Genomic DNA, 21,237 nt, shown 5'->3' with positions numbered 1-21,237 from the left:
TACGCAGGGCGCGCAGGGCGCGCAGGGTTTGAGTGAACCCTGCCGAGCCCGGCTACCGGCCGTGCCCGCCTGGCAGCGGCGCAGTCGGTTTGGTCGCTGCGCTTGCCTGATGAGTTGCTCCTGGGCGAAACGGTGTCCCACCGCCGGGCGCTTGGCCCGGCGGTGGGACACCTGCTAGATTCGCGCCTCATGCCGCCCGGGGAGGGCGGCAAGGCACAGCCGCCGCCATGCCTTCCGTCGACCGTCCTTGCGGGAGCGCTGCGCGTGCGTGTGGTGAAGTGTGTAAGCGAAACCGGGCCTGCCTCATGCGCAGCGCCCGAAGTGTGGCCTAGACATCGCAGTTGGCTGGCCCCGAACGCCGGCGTGCAGCGGCCTGTGCACCCATGCCAGCGCGTGCACGCGCATGGCTGTCTCGCTGCATGCAGCACATGCATGCCTGCAATCGCACGCACCGGTGCCTCCCAATGCTGCTGACCTGTGTGTACCTGCTGGCGGCCGCCGCGGCGGCAACGTTGTTCTATCTGTCCACCCTGCATCAGCGCCTGTGGCAGCGCACTCCGCGTTGGGTGCGGCCGCTGCGAGCGGGCGGCGTTGCGCTGTTTGCGCTGTCGCTGGCCTGCAGCAGCGCTGCGCTGGGCATCTGGGCCGGCATCTTCGCAGCGATGACTGCAGTGATGCTGGCAGCCATCGTGCTGCCGTGTGTGGATCTCTGGCATCAGGCGCGCGTGCAGCGCAGGCAGGTGCGGCATGTGGGCTAGATGGTTGGCATCGGTGGTGCTGGGCTTGCCGTTGGCCGTAGCGCTGGTGGGATTGTGTGCGCTGCTGCTGCCGGGGCCGCGCCAGTCCTACACGCTGGCGTGGCTGCTGCTGATGTTCCCGGTCTGGATCGGCGCGATGGCCTGGCCGTTCGTGTTCCGCAGCGCGGCGCGCGCCTGGTGGTGGCTGGGTGGGCTGACCCTGCTGTGCTACCTCGCACTGGCGCTCATCAAGGCGCTGGGCTGGACGGAGCTGCCCGCATGAAGGCCGTCACCTTGCGCGCGTTCCTGTCCGTGCACAGCTGGATGGGGCTGTTGGCCGGCATGGCCCTGTTCATCGCCTTCTATGCCGGTGCCCTCACCGTGTTCACCCACGAGTTGAGCAGCTGGCAAGTGGCGCCGCGCTCTTTGTCGTCATCGCCGGCCGAACCGGTGGCCGCGGCGCAATCCTTGCTCGATCGCGTCATCGCTGCGCATCCACAGGTGGCCGATTCGTTCCTGGTGCTGCTGCCGGGCGAGCATGGGCCGCTGGCGCGGCTGTACTGGTACGGCCCGCAGGCCGAAGCCAGTGGCGGCATGCGCCAGTACCAACTTGGCCCCGACGGCGGCTTGCTGGAACTGCCGCAACGCACCGGCTTCGCCGATTTCCTCTACGACCTGCATTTCACCGCCGGCCTGCCGCGCGTGTTCGGCACCTATCTGTTTGGCGTGGTGAGCGTGCTGTACGGGCTGGCGCTGGTCAGCGGCGTGGTGCTGTATGCGCCGGTGTTGTTCAAGGACCTGTTCGCGCTGCGCATCGGCGCCAACGTCAAGCGGCTGTGGCAGGACGCGCACAATCTGGTGGGCATGCTGTCGTTGCCATCCCATGTGATCTTCGCCTGGTCCGGCGCGGTGCTGTGCCTGGGTGTGCTGCTGCTGGCGCCGTTCCAGTTCCTGGTCTTCGACGGCAAGCTGATGCAGATCCTGGAGCCGGATTTCGAACTGGCGCCACATGTCGCGCCAGCCAGGCGTGCCGCACCGGTACTGCCCATCGCAACACTGCTGGACACCGCGCGCGCGGCCAGCCCGGGGTTTGTGCCGGAGAGCCTGGCCTACCACGACGCCGGCGATGCCAATGCGCGGGTGGAGGTCTATGGCCATCACGATCAGCGCCGGCTCAACAGCCTGGGCGGGGTGGCGCTGGATGCCACCACAGGCCAGGTGCTGCGCGTGCTGCAGCCGGCCACGATGTCGCCCGGCACCGCTGCACTGCGCGGCCTGCAGGCGCTGCATTTCGGCAACTTCGGGCATGTGGCGGTGCAGTGGCTGTACTTCCTGCTTGGCCTGGGCGGTGCCTTCCTGTTCTACAGCGGCAACCTGCTGTGGATCGAAACCCGGCGCAAGCGACGCCAACCCGCGCAGCCACGCCGCACACATGCGATGGCGCGGCTCACGGTCGGTGTCTGCCTGGGCAGCGTGGCCGGCATCTCCGCGTTGTTCATCGCGGCGCGGTTGTTGCCGACGGGACAGGAGCGCCTTGTCTATTACGCTGTATTCGGCGCCGCCGTGCTGTGGGCCTTGCTGCGCCCGACCGCGCGTGGCGCGTATGAGGTGCTGCTGGCCTGCGCCGTGTTGACGGCGCTCATTCCGATCGCGGGTCTGCGTTCGCCGCAGGGTGTGGTCATGCCGTGGACCGATCCGCTCCTGCTGAGCGTCGATCTGATCGCGCTTGTAGCGGCCGGTGTCTACTGGCGGATGGCACGTGCGGCATGGCGCCGCAGCATTCATGGCGATCCCAATAGCGTATGGGCGTGGCAAAGTTCCCGGAGACGATAGGGGGCATGCCATCGTATGACTCCATCTCCATGCCGATCGTTTTGCATTGCTCAACCACGCGTTCCACCCGGACGTTGCCCCTGTGCAGCCGGTAAGCGTTCAACGACACCGTCGGTACGTTCCCTCCCGTGTCGCCGCGTTGTGGGAGTTTCGTCGCTGGGTCGATGGCTTTTCGGGGAGGCTTCCGAGCCGGCGAACACTGAGCGGCAATCCGCATTACTTCAACGACAAGATCGCGCTCGACGCCGACCTGATCGAAGGCGATCACGCGCGTCTGGAGGTGCAACGTCAGTGCGCGCAAGGACTGATCACCGCATGCGCCGCGCTGATTGCGGCCAAGCCGATGTGGGCAGCCGAGTACCGGGTGACGTGCCTGATTGCACTTCCGGAGATGTTTACCAGTGAGCTCTGCATCTATCTGGATCAGGCGTACTACCGCAGCCAGGTCGATGCCTGTACGAGTGAGTACGGCGACCAAGCGCCTATCCCCGGACGCAGCCTGGCAGCCGAATGGGGGTTATCGCTGGGCCCCGGCATGACGGAGCGCGGCACGCAACTGAACTACAGTGCATCCAACGATCCCTGGACCCGCTACGTGAGTGAGCATTGGTTTTACGGTGAGGTGGCGTAATGCGCGTTCTGCGATCCTTCCACGCCAGACGCCGGGATAGCCGCCATCAAAGCGCTGGATGCGCGAGGTTGCCATGTCTGCATCGCTACGCATCGGTGTGATCTCCGACACCCACGGGCTGTTGCGGCCCGAGGCACTCGCCGCGCTCAGCGGCTGCGCGCAGATCATCCACGCCGGCGATGTCGGCAAGCCGCAGGTGCTCGAGGCGCTGCAGGCCCTGGCGCCGCTGCACGTCATTGCGGGCAATGTCGATGACCAGCCCTGGGCGGTTGGCCTGCCACAGACGCTGGATCTGCAGATCGCAGGTGTGCGTATCCATGTGCTGCACGATCTGAAGACACTGGCACCGCAGGTGCAGGCGGATGTGATTGTCAGCGGTCATTCGCACAAACCGGCGATCCACACGCGCGAAGGCGTGCTGTACCTCAATCCGGGCAGTGCAGGTCCGCGCCGCTTCAGCCTGCCTGTCAGCGTGGCGCAGCTGTGGGTGGGCGATGGCGCGCCGCGTGCGCAGTTGCAGTTGCTGGAGCTGCGCTAGGGATCGCTGACCTGGCATGCACGCTGGCGGGGCCATCCTGCGGCCTTGCGTTGTTGCCAGGAGTTTCCATGAACACCCGTCGCCAATTTCTCTCCGCCGCCGCTGCCGGCACCGCGGCCCTGGCCGCCGCTCCGCTGATGGCGAACCCATCTGCACCCGGCAGCGTGATGCCCACACGCGGCAAGGCCTCTACCGCGCCCTTGCCGACCAATCCGCCAGACAAGACCGTGCGCTATCGGCCGGGCACGCGCCTTGGCTTTGGCGGTGTGGCGATCGGCAACGGCTTTGCGCCCACCAGCGATGCGCAGAGCGAGCAGACCCTGGCGGCGGTGTGGGAATCGGGCGTGCGTCATTTCGATACCTCGCCATGGTACGGGCTGGGTCTGTCGGAGCGGCGCATGGGCCACCATCTGCACACCCGCCGTGCCGAGGACTATGTGCTCTCCACCAAGGTCGGTCGGTTGCTGACCGCCACCAGCAAGCTGCCCAAGACGATGTGGGTGCAGCCCTCGCCATTCGACTACCGCTACGACTACAGTGCCGCCGGCGTGCGGCGTTCGATCGAAGACAGCCTGCAGCGCCTGGGCGTGTCGCAGATCGATATCGTCTACATCCACGACCTGTCGCCGGATAACGAAAAAGACCTGGGCATGCCGTGGGAGCAACGCTTCGCCGAAGCGGCCAAGGGTGCGATGCCGGAGCTGACCAGGATGCGCAAGGAGGGCCTGATCAAGGCCTGGGGTTTCGGCGTCAATCGCCCCGAGCCTGCGTTGCGCGCGATCGAAGAGGCCGACCCGGATATCTTCCTGCTGGCCTGCCAATACTCGTTGCTCGACCACGCGCAGGCCTTGCACGACACCTTTCCGAAGATCGCCAGGCATGGCGCCTCGGTGGTGGTGGGCGCGCCACTGCTGGCCGGCTACCTGGCCGGGCGCGAGCGCTATCTCTACGACGGCACCGTGCCGGAATGGGCGCCGGCCACACGACAGAAGGCCATGGCGATCTGCGAGCGGCACGGCGTGGATCTGCGCACCGTGGCGCTGCAGTTCGCGGCTGCACCGAAGGTGGTGTCGGCGGTGATTCCGGGTGCCCGCACGGCCGAGCAGGCCAGCGCCAATGCAGCATCGATGCGCGTGGCAATTCCGGCGGCGCTGTGGGAAGAGCTCAAGCGCGAGAAGGTGATCGAGGCGGATGCACCGGTGCCTGTTGCGCGTTGAAGGCATGATGCGTGGAGCGCCTGACCTCTGCGCGGCGGCCGAGGCGGGCGCGGTCGGTGCTCGTGCGCTGCGTCCACCAAAGCGCAGCCACGCTGCATTTCCTTCTCCCACCGGGACAGTGTCCCTCCTTCATGGGGGGAGAAGGTGCCCCGAAGGGGCGGATGAGGGGACGCAACAAGCGTGCACGTCCCCGATGGGCGGTGGATTGCGGCAATCCCACTCTGCACGCCTGGGGACGACCTCAGCGTCATTGCGCGTCACGTTTCTGATCATGCCAAGCGCAGCTAGCCTGCACGCATCACAGGATCAACAGCGGTCGCAAGGCAGGCACCTGTGTTGCCAACTCGTCGGCAACGATCGCCGCAAAGACATCGGCGCCCTCGGGGCCAAGATGCGTGTAGTCGAATGCAAGTTTGGCCTGGCCCATGGGTTCTGCCCGTGCGTTGTCCTTTGCAGTGGCAGCCACGCTAGCCGCAGCCGCGCTGGCGCCTTCAGGCATTTTTGACGATGACGACGGCAGCGTCTGCGCCGGCGTCTTGCCGATGGTGGTGCCCGACTGCGCAGCGATGACCTGCTGCGGATCTGCCGGGCGCTGCGCCAGGCGCATTGCCAGCACCGGGCCCATGCCCTGCACCAGCGCGCGGCTGCGCGCGTGCAGATCGATCAGCGGCACCTGCAGTTCGCGCGCCACCGCACGCGTGGCATGGGCCCAGGGGCCCAGGTCATCCAGCAACTGGCCGCGGTCGAACTGCCTGCGCGTCAACGGCGTCACCAGCACCGGCACGGCGCCGGCAGCACGCGCCTCGGCAACGTAGCGGCGCAGGTTGGCGGGAAATTCGGTTGCCAGGTCGGTCGAACGCCCCGGCTTGCCGGGCTGGTCGTTGTGGCCGAACTGGATCAGCACCACCACCTGCTGGTAACCGCCGCCGCGCAACTCCTTGAGCGCAATGTCCCACGAGCCTTCGGCACGGTAGTTGGAGGTGCTGCGACCGCCGCGGGCCAGGTTCACGCAGCTCAGGAACGAGGTCACATGCTGCGCGCAGAAACTCGGCCCCCAACCTCCCTGCACGGCGGTGGTGGAATCGCCCACCAGCACAATCTTGCTGGCGGCGAACGTAGCTGTTGCGGCAGGTGCGTTGCTGCTTGAACTGTCGGTGGCGGACGCCGTGGCGAGCGGGGTTTCGACCACGGCGGCAGTTGCATCAGCGAACGGAAGGCCTGCAGCTGCCAGCGCAGTCAGCAGCAGCAGCGATAAAACAACGGAGTCATGACGCATGGATCACCTCAAGATCGAATCAATACTGCTGCAAGATCGGATAAACGCGGTTGCATAGCGCAGTCAGGGCGCGGCCGGTGCTGAACTGGCATGTATCAGGGGCTCCCTGGCGTTTCACCGCACAAACGTCCTCGTGCGAGTGATGACCATCTGGCACGTCTGTTGGTTTTTCCAAACCGGTACCTGGTCAAAACGTCCCGCGCTGGATGAAGGGGGCCTGTTGGTAGAGCCGTCGTTCGCCGCCGCGCGGGTCGTTGGCCAGCCGGCTCGGTACATCGAACAACAGCGTTTCGCGACGCTCCAGCGAATACGGCTTCCAGCGCGGCAGGCCGCGTTGATTGGGATCGCCGTGGCGCACGAACGCGAGCAAGGCAGCGCTCATCTGGTCGGCCATGCGCTGCGCATCGGCGCTGTCGCCGGTGCGCGAGCCGGGCTGGGCAATCGTGTCGAACACCAGCGGAATATCCAGCGTGTGGAAGGCGCCGAACTTGCCGCCATCCAGTGGCGATCCCCAATCCAGCTGGTACACCCAGGTCGGTGCGCCCTGGCGTGCGCGCGCTTCGGCCTCTTCGACCGCGCCGCGCCAGGAGCGCCCGGCCGTGGTGGCGGCAAAGAACACCTCCGACGGCGAAGAGTGCGGATACAGCCGGCGGTATTCGGCAATCACCACCTGCGGCAACAGGTCCACGTACTGTTGGGCTTCCAGCTTGGCCGGTAACTCGTCCCAGCTGAGTGCGAAGTTTTTCGCATCGTTGCCGAGAAACGCGCGCGTTTCATCGCGGGTGTTGCCGATCACCATCGGAATGGCGGCCGACTGCAGCGGTGCGGTGGGCCAGAACGGATGCACCGGCAGGTTGCGCGCATCCAGCACCGGGCCAAAATACAACGCACTGTTTTCCACCCGCGAGGGGTCGCGTACTTGCGCAGCAGCCAGCAGCTGCGCCACCGGCACGCTGCGCAGGCGCGCCAGATCGGCCGGCGCAATCTTCAATGCATCCAGCAGCAGCTGCGCGCGCTGGGTGGCGGCGCGAGGCCCTGCCGCGGTGACCTGCTGCCCGCTCATGGTCCAGGCGCGATGGAACAACCCACGTGCGGCCGGCATCGCCATCAGCGTGGCGATCTTGGCGCCGCCGCCGGACTGGCCGAATACGGTGACATTGCCGGCGTCGCCACCGAATTCAGCCGCATGCCGGCGCACCCAGTGCAGCGCCTGGATCAGGTCCAGCTGGCCGGCATTGCCCGAATCGGCAAAGCTGGCGTCGCCCAGTTGCGCCAGTGACAGGTAACCGAACAGGTTGAGCCGGTGATTGACGGTGATCACCACCACGTCGCCGCGTTTGCACAGGCGCACGCCGTCGTAGAGCGGGTCGCTGCCGGAGCCGGTGGTGTAGCCGCCACCGTGGATGTAGAACAGGATCGGCCGCCTGCCGCCATCGCGCAGGGCCGGGGTCCACACATTGAGGAACAGGCAGTCTTCGCTGGTCGGTTCGCTGGCCTTGGGTTGCGGGGCGGCGGCGCCGAATCCACTGGCATCGCGCACGCCCTGCCAGGGCGCTTCCGGCAGCGGGGCCTGGAAGCGCCGCGCGCCGGTGTCGCTGCCGTACGGGATGCCCTTGAACACGCAGACGCCTGCATCGCGCAGGCCGCGCACGGTGCCGCTGCGCAGGTGTGCCAGCGGTGCGCTGTCGTCGCGTGGCGGCGCTGGTATTGGCGCTGTGGCGGCTGCGGCAACGCCGGGCAAGGCAGCCACGGCGGTCGCAAGCAGGCCACCCTGCAGCAGCGTGCGGCGGCGCGGGTCGGGCGCGCGGGGTGCGCTCATCGCCCGGCATCCTTCTTCGCCGATGCCGGTGGCGTGGTGAGATGGGCAATCCAGGCCTGCGCCAGTTGCGGCCAGGCGGCCAGGGTCAGCCCGGCGATGCGGTCGGTGCCGAAGCCATGGCCGCCCTGCGGAAACACATGCAGCTCGCTGGGCACACCGGCACGCAGCAGTGCGTCGTGCATCAGCAGGCTGTTGCGTACCGGCACCACGGTGTCGTCCTGGGCGTGCAGCAAAAACGTGGGCGGGGTGCGCGCATCCACATGCAGTTGCGGCGAATACGCACTCACCTGCGCTGCGCTGGGCGTGTTACCGAGCAGGCGCTCGCGCGAGCCCGGATGCGCGTTGGCGCTGTCCATGTCGATCACCGGGTAGATCAACAGCGCGAAGTCCGGCCGGGCGCTCAGCGTATCGGCGGCATCCTGTGCCGGATACACCTGCGCGGCATAGCGCGTGGCCAGGCTGGCGGCGACATGACCACCGGCCGAAAACCCCATCACCCCGACCCGGTGCGCATCGATGCCATAACGCGCCGCATTGGCGCGGATCAGCCGCAGCGCGCGCTGCGCATCGGCCAGCGGCACGTCGGCGCCGTTCGGGTGGCCTTCGCCGGGTAGCCGGTAGCGCAGCACGAACAAGGTGATGCCGGCCTGGCCGACGAAGCCCGGCATCAGGGCGCTGCCTTCGTTGTCCAGCACGATGCGCTGGTAGCCGCCGCCGGGCGTGACCAGCAACGCGGTGCCGTTGGGCCGCCTGGGGCGGTAGACCACCAGGTAGGGTTGGCTGATGTTCTGGATGTAGCGGTCGGGCAGGGCGTCATCGCTGCTGCGGTCCACGATGCGCTGCGGCTGCGGCAATGGGGTGTCCCCCGGTGCCATCGCCCGCGGCCACAGCGCGATCCGGCTGGCCTGCTCGGCGGCGGTATCGGCGCTGGCGCGCTCTGCCGACCAGGCCGGCACGCTGGCCATTGCCAGCACCGCCAGGGTCGCGCCCAGGCAGCGGCGCAGGGCCCGCACTGCCTGGTTTCCAAGGTGTTTCTGGCGTGTCTGCTGCATCTACCCCTCCCAGGGCCACTTCGGTATCGCGGTCACAATGTCGCACTGCACATTGCCAATGACACCGGTTTACCATATACAGCACACCGTGCCGCTGTCGATTGGCAGTGCAACAAAACACCTATCAGGGAGACACCCTTGAGCAACGACGCCGCCACCCCGCCAACGTCCACATCCGCGCTGTCCGACATCGCCCAGCGCTTTGTGGAGGCACGCCGTGCCGGGGCTTCGCTACCCGATTTTCCCGGGCAAATTCCCGCCGATCTGGTGACCGCCTACCAGGTGCAGGACATCGCCATCAGCCAGTGGCACGACCAGGTGGTCGGCTGGAAGGTGGGCTACATCGCCGCCGAGCGCCGCGATGCCTCTGGCGACGAACGTCTGCTCGGCCCGATCTTCTCTCAGAAGCTCTGGAATGCTACCGGTGGAACAACCGAATTTCCGATCTATGTCGGCGGCTTCGGTGCGGTGGAAGCCGAGTACGTGCTGCGCCTGGAGGCCGATGCCCCCACCGACAAGACCCACTACACCCCGGACGAGGCCGCTGCGCTGCCGGCAACGCTGTTCATTGGCGTGGAGATCGCCAGCAGCCCGCTGGCCACCATCAACAAACTGGGTCCACGGGTGGTGATTTCGGATTTCGGCAACAACAACGGGCTGATCCTGGGGCCGGAAGTCACCGATTGGCTGGGCCGCGAGGAAACCGCGCTGACCGCCGAAACGCTGATCGACGACCAGGTGGTGGGCACCGGTGGCGCCACCACGCTGCCGGGCGGATTGCGTGCGGCCTACGCATTTGCACTCAGCCGTTCGGCTCAGCGCGGGCGTCCACTCAAGCGCGGTGATCTCATTGCCACGGGCAATGCCACCGGTATCCATGACATCGAAGTGGGACAGCATGCCCTGATTCGCTTCGCCGGCATCGGCGACATTTCCTGTACGGCCGTGTCCGCCAGCTAAGCGCGGACTCGGTGACCAGACGCTTGGGAGGGCGCCAATGATCACACGCAGACATTTCCTCGGTGCCGGGCTCGGCGCCGCCGCCGCCGGCCCCTGGTTGGATGCCGGCGCCACCACGCCGATCCCCGGCGGGCAGTTGCTCACCGCCACCGATGTGCACGTCGGCGACTACCCCACCGTGGAGGCGGTGCGGTGGTTCGGCAAACAGCTCGAAGCGCGCACCAACGGCCGGCTCAAACTGCGCCAGTACCACTCCGGCCAGCTGGGTCGCGAGTCGGAGGCGATCGACATGGCGCGCTTCGGCGCCATCGACATCACCCGCGTGTATTCGGGTGCGTTGAACAACACCTTTCCGCTCACCCAGGCGCTGTGCCTGCCGTACGTGTTCGACTCGGTGCCGCATCTGCGCCGCGTCATCGACGGGCATGTCGGCGACAGCATCCTGCGCAGCTTCGAACAGCGCGATCTGGTGGGCCTGGCGATCTACGATTCGGGCGCGCGCTGCTTCTACAACACCAAGCACCCGCTGCACCGCCCGGAAGATCTCAAGGGCCTGAAATTGCGCGTGGCCTCGTCGGACATCTTTCTCAAGCTGATGCGCATGCTGGGCGCCAATCCCACGCCGATGTCGCTGGGCGAGACGTTCTCGGCGATGGAAACGCACATGATCGACGGTGCGGAAAACAATATGCGCAGCTTCCAGTCCAGCCGTCATTTCGAGGCCGCGCACTACTGGTCGCAGAGCGAGCATTCCTACGCGCCGGATATTCTGGTGATGTCGCGCAAGAGCTTCGAATCGCTGAGCCCGGCCGATCGTGGCCTGGTGGTGGAACTGGCGCGTGCGTCGGTGCCGGTGATGCGCCAGTTGTGGGATGCGTCGGAAACGGTCGCGCGCAAGCAGGTGATTGACTACGGCGTGAAGCTCAACCAGGTCGACATGCCGGCGTTCCGCGCCGCCGCCGCCCCGCTGCTGGCCGAGTACCGCCAGCAGCCGGAGATCGAAGCGCTGTACCGCCGCATCCGCGATTTCGCATAGAGGTATCCCGATGACCGAACCCGAGACCGTCGCCGTCCCGGTCGCGCCGATGCAGCGCGCGCTGGACCGCGTTTCCGATATTGCCATTGGCGTTGCATCGCTGGCGCTGCTGGGCCTGGTGGTCGTGCAGGGCTGGCAGGTGTTCACCCGCTACGTGCTCAACGACTCGCCCAGCTGGACCGAACCGGTGACGCTGCTGCTGCTGAGCACCGCGCTGAGCCTGGGCGCCGCCGCCGGTGTGCACACCAACCGCCACTTCGGTTTCTATCTGCTGGGCGAACACGTGCCGCCATTGGTGCGCAAGCTGTTCGAACTGATTCGCCCGCTGATGATCATCGCCATCGGCGCGGTGTTGGCGCGGTGGAGCGCGGCGCTGCTGATCGATGGCCTGGACATCAAGATGGCCGGCGCGCAGATGCCGCAGAGCATCAACTACCTGCCGTTGTCCATCGGCGGTGCGCTGATGGTGCTGTTTGCCTTGTACAAGTTGTGGCGTGTGCTGCGCCCGATCCAAGCCGGAGGAGTGCGCTGATGGGCATCGCGATGTTGTTGGGAACCTTCGTGGTGCTGCTGCTGATCGGCGTGCCGGTGGCCTACGCCTTGGGCGCGGCCGCACTGGCCACCTTGCTGTATCTGGACCTGCCCACGGTGGTGCTGGTGCAGCAGATTTCCGCCGGTAGCGGCTCGGCGTCGCTGATTGCGATTCCGCTGTTTATCTTTGCCGGCGAGCTGATGTTGCGCGGTGGCATTTCCGAACGTTTGATCGCGCTGGCGTCGTCGCTGGTGGGGCGCGTGCGCGGCGGCCTGGGTCAGGTCAGCGTGCTGTCGTCGTTGTTCTTCGGTGGCGTGTCCGGCTCGGCGATTGCCGACGTCTCGGCAGTCGGCGGCACCATGATTCCGCAGATGATCAAGCGCGGCTACGACCGCGACTACGCGGTGAACGTGAGCATGACCGCTGCGCTGGTGGCGTTGCTGGTACCACCCTCGCACAACCTGATCCTGTTCTCTGCAGCGGCCGGTGGCGGCCTGTCGATTGCCGATCTGTTCGCGGCCGGCATCGTGCCGGCGCTGCTGATGACCGCCGCGATGATGGTCACCGGCTATGCGGTGGCGCGCCACCGCGGTTACGGCACCGAGCCCTTCCCGGGCTGGCGTGCGGTGGCCTTGCGCCTGTTCGGTGCGTTGCCGGGGCTGGGCCTGGTGGCGTTGATCTTCATCGGTATTCGTGCGGGTATTTTCACTGCGGTGGAGAGCGCGGCGATTGCGGTGGTGTACGCCTTGATCGTTACCGCGCTGCTGTATCGCCAGTTGCGCTGGGCCGAGTTCTTCGCCGCCGTGACGCATGCTGCGCGCACCACCGGCGTGATCCTGTTCGTGATCGCCACCGCTGCGGTATTCGGCTGGTTGCTGGCGTACCTGCAGGTGCCGGCCGCGGCGGTGAAGTTCCTGCAGGCCATCGCCGACAGCAAGAACACCGTGCTGCTGATGATCGTGGTGATGCTGCTGTTGCTGGGCATGTTCATGGACCTGGCACCGAAGATCCTGATCTGCACGCCGATCTTCCTGCCGGTGGTCAAGGCCTATGGCATCGACCCGATCCACTTCGGCCTGGTGATGGTGCTGGCCGGCGGTATCGGCTTGATCACCCCGCCGATCGGCTCGGTGTTGTTCATCGGCACCTCCATCGGGCAGATCACCGTTGCCCAGAGCATGCGCACCATCTGGCCGTTCTGGCTGGCCGCACTGTGCGTGCTGTTGATCGTGGCGTTCTTCCCGGAGCTGTCGTTGTGGCTGCCACGCGCGCTGCGCGCCTGAGGCCATGACGCGCTGAGCGATCGGGTGCCTGGTGGACGGGCGTGATCGATGCGGCAGGTGATGCCGCTCGATCCCCCGCCTGCCCGGCACGTGCGACGCCTTGCCTAGCGTGCAGGACGTTGCTGCTGGCGGCAGACTTCCGCCTCATTCGGTTAACCGGTGGCATTGCCTGCCGGTGACCGCATCGCCCCACCCGTTGGGGACTAGGAGACAGCATGCGTGTGCGTATCACCCCACCTCGGCTGCGTTGGCTGGTTGCCGCCGGATTGTTGCTGTGCGCCGGCCTGAGTGGCGCGGCCGACTGGAAGCGCGGCATCGAACATCAGCGCATTGCCGATCAGGGCGACGGCACCTTCCTCAATCCGGTGCTGGCCGGCGACCACCCCGACCCGTCGGTGCTCAAGGACGGCGACGATTACTACCTCACGCTGTCCTCGTTCGACGCGTATCCCGGCCTGCCGATCTGGCATTCGCGCGATGTGGTCAACTGGCAGCCGCTGGGCCACGCCATCACCCAGAACGTCGGCGCGATCTGGGCGCCGGACCTGATCAAGCACGGCACGCGCTACTACATCTACTTCCCGGCCCGCCGCGGCGACCAGGGCGAGCGCAGCAACTACGTGGTGTGGGCCGATGACATCAAGGGCCCATGGAGCAAGCCGATCGACATCGGTCTGGGCAAGTACATCGACCCCGGCCATGCCGTGGGCGAAGACGGCAAGCGCTACCTGTTCCTGAGCGGCGGCGATTACGTGCAGCTGTCCGACGACGGCCTGACCGTGGTCGGCACGCCCAGGCACGTCTACGACGGCTGGAAGTACCCGGAAAGCTGGGACGTGGAAGGCTACGCGCAGGAAGGCCCCAAGATCACCCGCCACAACGGCTGGTACTACATGACCACCGCCGTGGGCGGCACCGCCGGCCCGCCGACCGGGCACATGGTGATCACCGCGCGTTCGCGTTCGATCCACGGCCCCTGGCAGAACGCGCCCAACAACCCGATCACCCGCACCAAGAGTGCCGACGAGCCGTGGTGGTCGCGTGGCCACGCCACGCTGGTGGAAGGCACCGACAAACGCTGGTGGATGCTCTACCACGGCTACGAGCACGGCTACTGGACGCTGGGCCGGCAGGCCTTGCTGGACCCGATCGAATGGACCCCGGACGGCTGGTTCGTCGCCAAGGGTGGGGATCTGGGCAAACCGCTGAAAAAGCCCAGCGGCCAGGCCCTGCAACACGGCCTGGCGTTGTCGGACGACTTCCGCGCCAGCACGCTGGGCCCGCAGTGGGCGTTCTTCAACCCCGCCGCCGACGAGGCCAAGCGCCTGCAGGTGGGCGATGGCGTGTTGCGCCTGCAGGGCAAGGGCAGCGCCCCGCGCAATGCCTCGCCGCTGACGGTGATCGCCACCGACCAGGCCTACCAGTTCGAGGTGCAGATGACCGTGGCACCGGGTGGGCAGGGCGGGGCGCTGCTGTTCTACAGCGACAAGCTCTACGCCGGCGTGGGCAGCAATGGCGAGAATTTCGTCATGCACCGCTACGGCGAGGAACGCCCCGGCACGCTGGCCCCCAGTGCCACCGGTGGCACCCTGTGGCTGCGGGTCACCAACAACCGCCACATCGTCACCATCCACAGCAGCACCGACGGCAAGGCGTGGACCAAGTACCCGGTGCAGATGGAAGTGTCCGGCTACCACCACAACGTGGCCGGCAAGTTCCTGGCCCTGAAGCCTGCGCTGTATGCCGCAGGCGATGGCCAGGTGGAGTTCCGCAACTTCCGCTACCGCGCCCTGGACTGACCGTTCTGCATCGCCGGGCATGCTGCCGCGATACCTGCGGCGGGGTGCCTTGCGCGGCGGGTCCGGGGTGGCGGCAGGCTTCGCTCAGGTCTGCCGGCCGTCTGGCCGGTAGAATCCAATCAACTTCACTGGTTGACCGCTATGCCCGCCCGCAAGATGCCTGAAGAGGGAATGCCCGGCCTGCCGAAGGGCAAGGTCGCCACGATCAACGACATCGCACGGATGTCGGGCGTGTCCAAGAAGACCGTGTCGCGGATCATCAACAACTCGCCGCTGGTGCGCCAGGACACCCGCGAGAAGGTCGAAGCGCTGATGCGCGAGGTCGGCTACGCGCCCGACCCGCTGGCGCGCGGGCTGGCGTTCCGGCGCTCGTTCCTGATCGGCATGGTCTACGACAACCCCACTGCGCAGTACATCGTGGACATGCAGTACGGCGCGCTGGACGCGCTGCGCGGCTCCAGTTTCGAGCTGGTGGTGCACCCTTGCGACAGCCGCAGCCCCGGCTACATCGAAGGCGTGCGCCGGTTTGCGCAGGCGCAGAAGCTGCACGGGGTGATCCTGGTGCCGCGCGCCTCCGAGGACCAGGCGCTGGCCGACATGCTGGCCGAGATCGGCTGCCGCTACACCCGCATCGCCTCGATCGCGCTGGACACCACCTCGCAGACGGTCATCACCCACGACCGCGACGGCGCAGCGGAAGCGGCCGACTACCTGCTCTCGCTCGGCCACCGCGATATCGCCCTGGTCACCGGCCCCAGCGCCTACCGCTCCTCGATCGAGCGCACCTCCGGCTTTGCCGACGCGCTGACCCGGCGCGGCATCGAACTGCCGCCCGAACGCATCGTCGAAGCCGGCTACACCTTCGAATCGGGCGTGGCCGCGGCCGAAAAGCTGCTGCTGGGCAAGAAGCGCCCCACCGCCATCTTCACCGGTAACGACGAAATGGCCGCCGGTATCTACAAGGTGGCGCTGCGCGCAGGTATCAGCATTCCGCGCCAGCTGTCGGTGATCGGCTACGACGACAGCTCGCTGGCCTCACGGTTGTGGCCACCGCTGACCTCGGTGCGCCGCCACACCCGTGACACCGGGCGTACTGCCGCGGCGATGCTGATCCAGCCCGACAACGCCCCGCAACTCCCCACTGCCAGCGTGCGCCCGCACCTGATCGTGCGCGACTCCTGCCAACCGCCGGAAGATTGAGTACTACGCCGTGCCGCGCCGGAAGATTGAGGGCCGCGCGCCGCGCCCCACGGTTCCGGCCTTCCGCTCCACCTTGCAGGGCGTTGTGCCCAACAGGGTGAGAACAGCTGGCTCGATCGGCCAACAGCTGGCCCCCATCCGCCCTTCGGGCACCTTCCCCCGCAGGCGGGGGAAGGCAGTGGCAGGCGAAGGAAGGCAGTGGCAGGCGGAGGAAGACAGTCGCAAGCGGAGAAAGGCCAGTCCACCGAGTGCTGCCGTGAAGCCTCTCTCCCGCGCGCGGGGCGAGAAGGCACGGCTTGCGCGCCACGGGCGCGTTCCTTGGAGCGCCCGCGCCGCAAGCGTGGGCCGGGGCGCAGAGCGGGGGTTGGGGTGAGGGCACGGCGGCAGACAGCCACCTGAGCACCACGTAGGCATGCGCTGGAAACGCGCCAGGACACGCCTCACCGCGCAAGCTGCGCACCCGACACTCCGCTTCACCCGCAGGGCGTTGTGCCGGTCAGGTGAGAACAGCTGGCTCGATCGGCCAACCGCTGGCCCCCATCCGCCCTTCGGGCACCTTCCCCCGCAGGCGGGGGAAGGCAGTGGCAGGCGGGGGAAGGCAGTGGCAGGCGAAGGAAGGCAGTGGCAGGCGGAGGAAGACAGTCGCACGCGGAGAAAGGCCAGTCCGCCGAGTGCTGCCGTGAAGCCCCTGTCCCGCGCGCGGGGCGAGGAGGCACGGCTTGCGTGCCACGGGCGCGCGTGCCTTGGAGCGCCCGCGCCGCAAGCGTGGGCCGGGGCGCGGAGCAGGAGTTGGGGTGAGGGCACGACGGCAAACAGCCATCTGAAAGCTCAGCCGTGCGCTGAGGTAGGCGCTCACATAAGCCTCTACCCAACCAATCAAGCCCCGCACCCAACACCGCGCGCAGCCTCGTGCCCTCATCCGACGCTACGCGCCAGCTTCTCCCGAGGGGAGAAGGAATTCCCACGCTGGCACGCTGCCACGCAACTATCGTGCACTGCGCAATGACACCGGTTAACCAGAGCCGGTAGACTAGCCCGGTGCAAGCCCACGACCCCACCCGCTTGTCACCGGAGAGGCGCATGTCCCTGTACTGCAAAACCCATTACGCCACCCATCCAGACGCCATCAAGGGCGCCAGCAACGACGACCTGCGCGAGCTCTATCTGCTCGACGGCCTGTTCGTGGACGATGCGGTGACCCTCAAATACACCCACTACGAGCGCTTCGTGCTCGGTGGCGCCGCGCCGGTCGGCAGGACGCTGGAGCTGCCGAGGCAGACTGAACCCGCGTCCGCAGCGGGCCACCCGTTCCTGGAGCGGCGCGAACTAGGCGTCATCAACGTGGGTGCCGGCGCCGGCACGGTCACCGTGGATGGCACCGCCTACACGCTGGGGCCGAAGGACGGGCTGTACGTGGCAATGGGCAGCACCGATGTCAGCTTCGCCTCGGCTGATGCCGCCAACCCGGCGCAGTTCTACCTGGCGTCCACGCCGGCGCATGCGCGCTTTGAAACCAAACAGCTGTCGATCAAGGACGCGGTGGCGCTGGACCGTGGCGCGCTGGAAACCAGCAACGAGCGCACCATCTACCAGTACATCGTGCCGGCCACCTGCCAGTCCTCGCAGCTGCTGCTGGGCCTGACCGTGCTCAAGCCGGGCAGTGTCTGGAACACCATGCCGCCGCATCTGCACGACCGCCGCAGCGAGGTGTATTTCTATTTCGACCTGGGTGCCAACGACCGCGTCTATCACTTCATGGGCGAGCCCGACGCGCAGCGCCACATCGTGATCCAGAACAACGAAGCGGTGGTGTCGCCGCCGTGGTCCATCCACATGGGCGCCGGCACCAGCAACTACGCCTTCATCTGGGCGATGGGCGGCGAAAACCTCGATTACACCGACATGCACGTGCTGGACATCTGCCAGCTCAAGTAACCCGGTTTCGCACCATCGTTCGCTTCGGTGACGCCTGCGATCCAGGCCGGCACCGGTAGCGTCGGCGCGCTCCACCTGAGGCGTTGGCGCAGCAGTCCAAACGACATCAACGCACTCTGCCGCGCGCTGCGCGGTTCACCCCTCACACCGTGATACACCCAGCAGGAGCGATAAGGTAATGAGCAATCCGTTCAGTCTCGAAGGCAAGGTCGCACTGGTCACCGGTGCCAACACCGGCCTGGGCCAGGGCATCGCATTGGCATTGGCGCAGGCCGGCGCCGACATCGCCGCCGCCGGCATCCAGGCACCCACCGAGACCGAAGAAAAGGTCAAGGCGCTGGGCCGTCGCTTCCTCGCCATCGAAGCCAACCTGATCAGCATCGAGCCGGTGCAGCGCATCGTCGACGCCACCATCGCCGGCCTGGGCGGGCTGGATATCCTGGTCAACAATGCCGGCCTGATCCGCCGCACCGATGCGGTCGATTTCAGCGAGCAGGATTGGGACGACGTGCTCAACGTCAACCTGAAGTCGGCATTCTTCATGGCGCAGGCCGCGGGCCGCCATTTCATCGGCCAGGGCCGTGGCAAGATCATCAACATCGCCTCGATGCTGTCGTTCCAGGGCGGCATCCGTGTGCCGTCCTACACCGCCAGCAAGTCCGGCATCGCCGGCATCACCCGTCTGCTGGCCAACGAATGGGCCAGCAAGGGCGTGACCACCAACGCCATCGCACCGGGCTACATGGCCACCGACAACACCGCGCAGCTGCGTGCCGACGAGGACCGCAACAAATCGATCCTGGACCGCATCCCGGCCGCGCGCTGGGGTGTGCCGGCCGACCTCGGCGGCACTGCGGTGTTCCTGGCCAGCAGCGCATCGGACTACGTCAACGGTGCCATCATCCCGGTCGACGGTGGCTGGCTGGCACGCTGATCCAGATCGCACGGCGATGGCGCGCAGCGTCCAACGCGCGCCGCCGCCGTGCGTGGTGTTGCTGCGATGTGCGGCGTTGCTGTGATGTGGTGTCCTTCTCCCGCCTGCGGGAGAAGGTGCCCGCAGGGCGGATGAGGGCAGCCTCCCGCCCGGAACCGCCATCAACGGCGCGCAGCGTCTTGGTCACTCCAGCGCCTACGCCCCGGACAGCAGCGCAACCGAAACTGCCTCGCGGCAGCACCATCGCCTCCATCTTTTTCCGAACCACTCTTCCCCAACCCAATCGGAGCATTCCCATGAAAATTGCACTCATGAACGAGTTTAGCCAGGCCGCCAAGAACCCGGTGATCCTGCAGCAGCTCAATGACGTCGCCAGCGAGCAGGGCCATCACGTGTTCAATGTCGGCATGGACGGCGACAACGACCACCGCCTGACCTACATCCACCTGGGCATCGTCGCCAGCCTGCTGCTGAACTCCAAGGCGGTGGACTTCGTGGTTGCCGGCTGCGGCACCGGCCAGGGCGCCATGATGTCGCTCAACGCGCATCCGGGCGTGTTCTGCGGCTACTGCATCGAGCCGACCGACGCCTACCTGTTCGCCCAGGTCAACAACGGTAACGCGCTGTCGCTGGCATTTGCCAAGGGCTACGGCTGGGGCGCGGAAATCAACGTGCGTTACATCTTCGAAAAGGCCTTCAGCGGCGAGCGTGGCCTGGGCTACCCGGCCGAGCGTCGCGAATCGCAGGCCGCCAATGCCGGCATCCTGACCCAGGTCAAGCAGGCCACCGCCAAGTCGTACCTGGACGGCCTGCGCGCCATCGATCCGGAACTGATCAAGCAGGCCATCGGCGGCGAGCGCTTCCAGCAGTGCTTCTTCGACAATGCCCAGGACGCCGAGATCCGCGCCTTCGTCGCCGGTGTACTGGGCAAGCCCGAAGCCGCTGCTGCCGCGTAATCGCTACTCGCTAACGCCCCTCTCCCTCCGGGGCGAGAAGGGACCGCTTGCGCGCCATTGGCGCGCGTACCTTGGAGCGCCCGCGCTGCTAGCGCGGGCAGGGGTGCGGAGCGGGGTTGGGGTGAGGGTACGGCGGCAGACAGCACTCCAATCGGAGAAGGCTTGGACAACGGCAGCACTGTCCACTAGGTCCACTGCAGTCGCACCCTGATCCGCCCTCCGGGCACCTTCGCCCCATGAAGGGGACCCAAGGTCCCGATGGGAGGAGGAACGGCGTCATGTACTCAGCATTTCCCCGGAGCCCACCATGCGTCTGCTGCTCTTCGCATCGTTGCTACTGCTCTTCGCAAACCTCGCCCACGCGGCGCCCCAACGCATCTTCATCGCCGGCGATTCCACCGCTGCCGAGTATGGCGCCGAGCGCGCGCCACAGGCCGGCTGGGGACAGATGCTGCAAGGCTGGTTCGACCCTGGGCAGTGGCAGGTGCACAACCATGCCAAGGGCGGCCGCAGCACCCGCAGCTTCATCGCCGAAGGGCGACTGGATGCCATCGCCAAGCAACTGCAACGCGGCGACATCCTGCTGATCCAGTTCGGCCACAACGACGCCAAGCGCGAAGATCCCAGCCGCTACACCGATCCGAACACCGACTATGTGCAGTTCCTGCGCCGCTTTATTGCCGCTGCGCGCGCCACCGGCGCCACCCCGATCCTGATCACTCCGGCCGCACGCCTGCTCTACGACTTCGGGGCGCTGCTCGATACGCACGGCCGCTACACCCTGGCCATGCAGCAACTGGCTGCCGAAGAACACGTGGGCCTGATCGATCTCAATGCGAGCTCCAGCGACTGGATCCGCGCGCTCGGCGAGCAGGCCGCCGCACCGTATTTCCTGTTCGTGCCCGAAAAGAACCTTGCCGATGGCACTCACTTCAGCCGCGCCGGCGCCACCGCCGTCGCCTGCCTGGTGGTGCATGGATGGGTGCAGTTGCAACCAGCACTCAAACCGCAGTTGCGCCGCGATGCCGATTGCGGTGCCGCGGCCGACACTGCCGCGCAACGCGCCGCACAGGCACATCCTTCGTTAGTGGTGCACGAGCGCGACCTCGCCCGCGAACAACCGGGCCCGCACGGCGGTGCCGGCTCCACCACGGCGTATCCGTTCTTCGCCGATGCCCCCGGGCTGAAGTTCGTCCTGCGCAAGCGCGTACTGCACAAGGGCGCCGGCATCGGCCTGCACCTGCACGACAAGGACGAGATCTACTACATCGTCAGCGGCCGTGGCCTGTATGCGCTGGATGGCAAGCAATACGAAGTCGCTGCCGGCGATGCGTTGCTCACGCGGCCGGGAAGCACGCATGCGCTGCAGCAGACCGGCGACGAGGACCTGATCGTGCTGCTGGCATACACGCTCAAGCCAGCGGGCTGAGCCCTGCACGGTGTTGGTCGCGCAGGATGCGTGATGCGCACGACGCTGCCGGTTGGTGTGCATGGCGTTG

Annotated in this window: 19 protein-coding genes; 16 read left to right on the top strand and 3 right to left on the bottom strand. The window is 66.9% G+C overall.

The window, feature by feature from the left end; translation table 11 throughout:
• Nucleotides 1-464 precede the first annotated feature (464 nt).
• The 6 genes from A7D17_RS04480 to A7D17_RS04455 all read left to right on the top strand — a co-directional run bounded on the left by A7D17_RS04480 (nucleotide 465) and on the right by A7D17_RS04455 (nucleotide 4,956).
• Entirely contained in the window at nucleotides 465-758 is a 294-nt protein-coding gene (locus tag A7D17_RS04480; RefSeq protein WP_064508005.1) for a hypothetical protein, read from the top strand.
• The gene (locus A7D17_RS04475) at nucleotides 748-1,020 is read left to right on the top strand and encodes a hypothetical protein (RefSeq protein WP_064508004.1); all 273 of its coding nucleotides are present in this window, start codon (nucleotides 748-750) and stop codon (nucleotides 1,018-1,020) included. The genes A7D17_RS04480 and A7D17_RS04475 overlap by 11 nt, the downstream gene beginning before the upstream one ends.
• Nucleotides 1,017-2,570: a PepSY-associated TM helix domain-containing protein gene (locus A7D17_RS04470; RefSeq protein WP_064508003.1), complete on the top strand. Its 1,554-nt coding sequence runs from the start codon at nucleotides 1,017-1,019 to the stop codon at nucleotides 2,568-2,570. The genes A7D17_RS04475 and A7D17_RS04470 overlap by 4 nt, the downstream gene beginning before the upstream one ends.
• Before the next feature lie 139 nt (nucleotides 2,571-2,709).
• Nucleotides 2,710-3,201, top strand: a complete 492-nt coding sequence (locus A7D17_RS04465; RefSeq protein WP_161946523.1) for a DUF3916 domain-containing protein — start codon at nucleotides 2,710-2,712, stop codon at nucleotides 3,199-3,201.
• A 73-nt stretch (nucleotides 3,202-3,274) separates the two neighbouring features.
• Nucleotides 3,275-3,739 carry a YfcE family phosphodiesterase gene (locus A7D17_RS04460; protein WP_082861742.1) on the top strand — a complete coding sequence of 155 codons (465 nt, stop codon included), beginning with the start codon at nucleotides 3,275-3,277 and terminating at the stop codon, nucleotides 3,737-3,739.
• 68 nt (nucleotides 3,740-3,807) lie between these two features.
• Nucleotides 3,808-4,956: an aldo/keto reductase gene (locus tag A7D17_RS04455; protein WP_064508001.1), complete on the top strand. Its 1,149-nt coding sequence runs from the start codon at nucleotides 3,808-3,810 to the stop codon at nucleotides 4,954-4,956.
• Between the two features lie 298 nt (nucleotides 4,957-5,254).
• On the opposite strand, the gene A7D17_RS04450 is transcribed toward A7D17_RS04455, so the two are convergent.
• The 3 genes from A7D17_RS04450 to A7D17_RS04440 form a co-directional block, all read right to left on the bottom strand.
• Nucleotides 5,255-6,232: a GDSL-type esterase/lipase family protein gene (locus A7D17_RS04450; RefSeq protein WP_095522567.1), complete on the bottom strand. Its 978-nt coding sequence runs from the start codon at nucleotides 6,230-6,232 to the stop codon at nucleotides 5,255-5,257.
• Between the two features lie 187 nt (nucleotides 6,233-6,419).
• On the bottom strand, nucleotides 6,420-8,051 hold the full coding sequence (locus A7D17_RS04445; protein WP_064508000.1) for a carboxylesterase/lipase family protein: 1,632 nt from the start codon (nucleotides 8,049-8,051) through the stop codon (nucleotides 6,420-6,422).
• Nucleotides 8,048-9,103 (bottom strand): alpha/beta hydrolase, encoded by a 1,056-nt coding sequence (locus tag A7D17_RS04440; protein ID WP_064507999.1) that lies wholly within the window; start codon nucleotides 9,101-9,103, stop codon nucleotides 8,048-8,050. Before A7D17_RS04440 ends, A7D17_RS04445 begins: the two co-directional genes overlap by 4 nt.
• 138 nt (nucleotides 9,104-9,241) lie before the next feature.
• Here A7D17_RS04440 and A7D17_RS04435 point away from each other — a divergent pair, with 138 nt between their 5' ends.
• The 10 genes from A7D17_RS04435 to A7D17_RS04390 all read left to right on the top strand — a co-directional run bounded on the left by A7D17_RS04435 (nucleotide 9,242) and on the right by A7D17_RS04390 (nucleotide 21,167).
• Nucleotides 9,242-10,063: a 2-keto-4-pentenoate hydratase gene (locus A7D17_RS04435; RefSeq protein ID WP_064507998.1), complete on the top strand. Its 822-nt coding sequence runs from the start codon at nucleotides 9,242-9,244 to the stop codon at nucleotides 10,061-10,063.
• Nucleotides 10,064-10,100: 37 nt separating this feature from the next.
• Nucleotides 10,101-11,099 (top strand): TRAP transporter substrate-binding protein, encoded by a 999-nt coding sequence (locus A7D17_RS04430; protein ID WP_064507997.1) that lies wholly within the window; start codon nucleotides 10,101-10,103, stop codon nucleotides 11,097-11,099.
• Nucleotides 11,100-11,109: 10 nt separating this feature from the next.
• Nucleotides 11,110-11,631, top strand: coding sequence for a TRAP transporter small permease (locus A7D17_RS04425; RefSeq protein ID WP_064507996.1), 522 nt, complete (start codon nucleotides 11,110-11,112; stop codon nucleotides 11,629-11,631).
• Entirely contained in the window at nucleotides 11,631-12,914 is a 1,284-nt protein-coding gene (locus A7D17_RS04420) for a TRAP transporter large permease (RefSeq protein WP_064507995.1), read from the top strand. The genes A7D17_RS04425 and A7D17_RS04420 overlap by 1 nt, the downstream gene beginning before the upstream one ends.
• A gap of 215 nt (nucleotides 12,915-13,129) precedes the next feature.
• Nucleotides 13,130-14,713 carry a family 43 glycosylhydrolase gene (locus tag A7D17_RS04415; RefSeq protein ID WP_064507994.1) on the top strand — a complete coding sequence of 528 codons (1,584 nt, stop codon included), beginning with the start codon at nucleotides 13,130-13,132 and terminating at the stop codon, nucleotides 14,711-14,713.
• Between the two features lie 141 nt (nucleotides 14,714-14,854).
• Nucleotides 14,855-15,913: a LacI family DNA-binding transcriptional regulator gene (locus tag A7D17_RS04410; RefSeq protein ID WP_064507993.1), complete on the top strand. Its 1,059-nt coding sequence runs from the start codon at nucleotides 14,855-14,857 to the stop codon at nucleotides 15,911-15,913.
• A gap of 1,080 nt (nucleotides 15,914-16,993) precedes the next feature.
• On the top strand, nucleotides 16,994-17,848 hold the full coding sequence (gene kduI / locus A7D17_RS04405; RefSeq protein ID WP_064507992.1) for a 5-dehydro-4-deoxy-D-glucuronate isomerase: 855 nt from the start codon (nucleotides 16,994-16,996) through the stop codon (nucleotides 17,846-17,848).
• A 178-nt stretch (nucleotides 17,849-18,026) separates the two neighbouring features.
• The gene (gene kduD, locus A7D17_RS04400) at nucleotides 18,027-18,782 is read left to right on the top strand and encodes a 2-dehydro-3-deoxy-D-gluconate 5-dehydrogenase KduD (RefSeq protein WP_064507991.1); all 756 of its coding nucleotides are present in this window, start codon (nucleotides 18,027-18,029) and stop codon (nucleotides 18,780-18,782) included.
• A gap of 296 nt (nucleotides 18,783-19,078) precedes the next feature.
• Nucleotides 19,079-19,738: an RpiB/LacA/LacB family sugar-phosphate isomerase gene (locus tag A7D17_RS04395; RefSeq protein ID WP_064507990.1), complete on the top strand. Its 660-nt coding sequence runs from the start codon at nucleotides 19,079-19,081 to the stop codon at nucleotides 19,736-19,738.
• A gap of 307 nt (nucleotides 19,739-20,045) precedes the next feature.
• Nucleotides 20,046-21,167, top strand: coding sequence for a GDSL-type esterase/lipase family protein (locus tag A7D17_RS04390; protein ID WP_064507989.1), 1,122 nt, complete (start codon nucleotides 20,046-20,048; stop codon nucleotides 21,165-21,167).
• Nucleotides 21,168-21,237: the final 70 nt, after the last annotated feature.

It is taken from the genome of Xanthomonas floridensis, assembly GCF_001642575.1.
GTDB lineage: Bacteria > Pseudomonadota > Gammaproteobacteria > Xanthomonadales > Xanthomonadaceae > Xanthomonas > Xanthomonas floridensis.
Note: the sequence above shows the minus strand (reverse complement) of the source record. Positions and strands in the feature narration are given on the sequence as shown.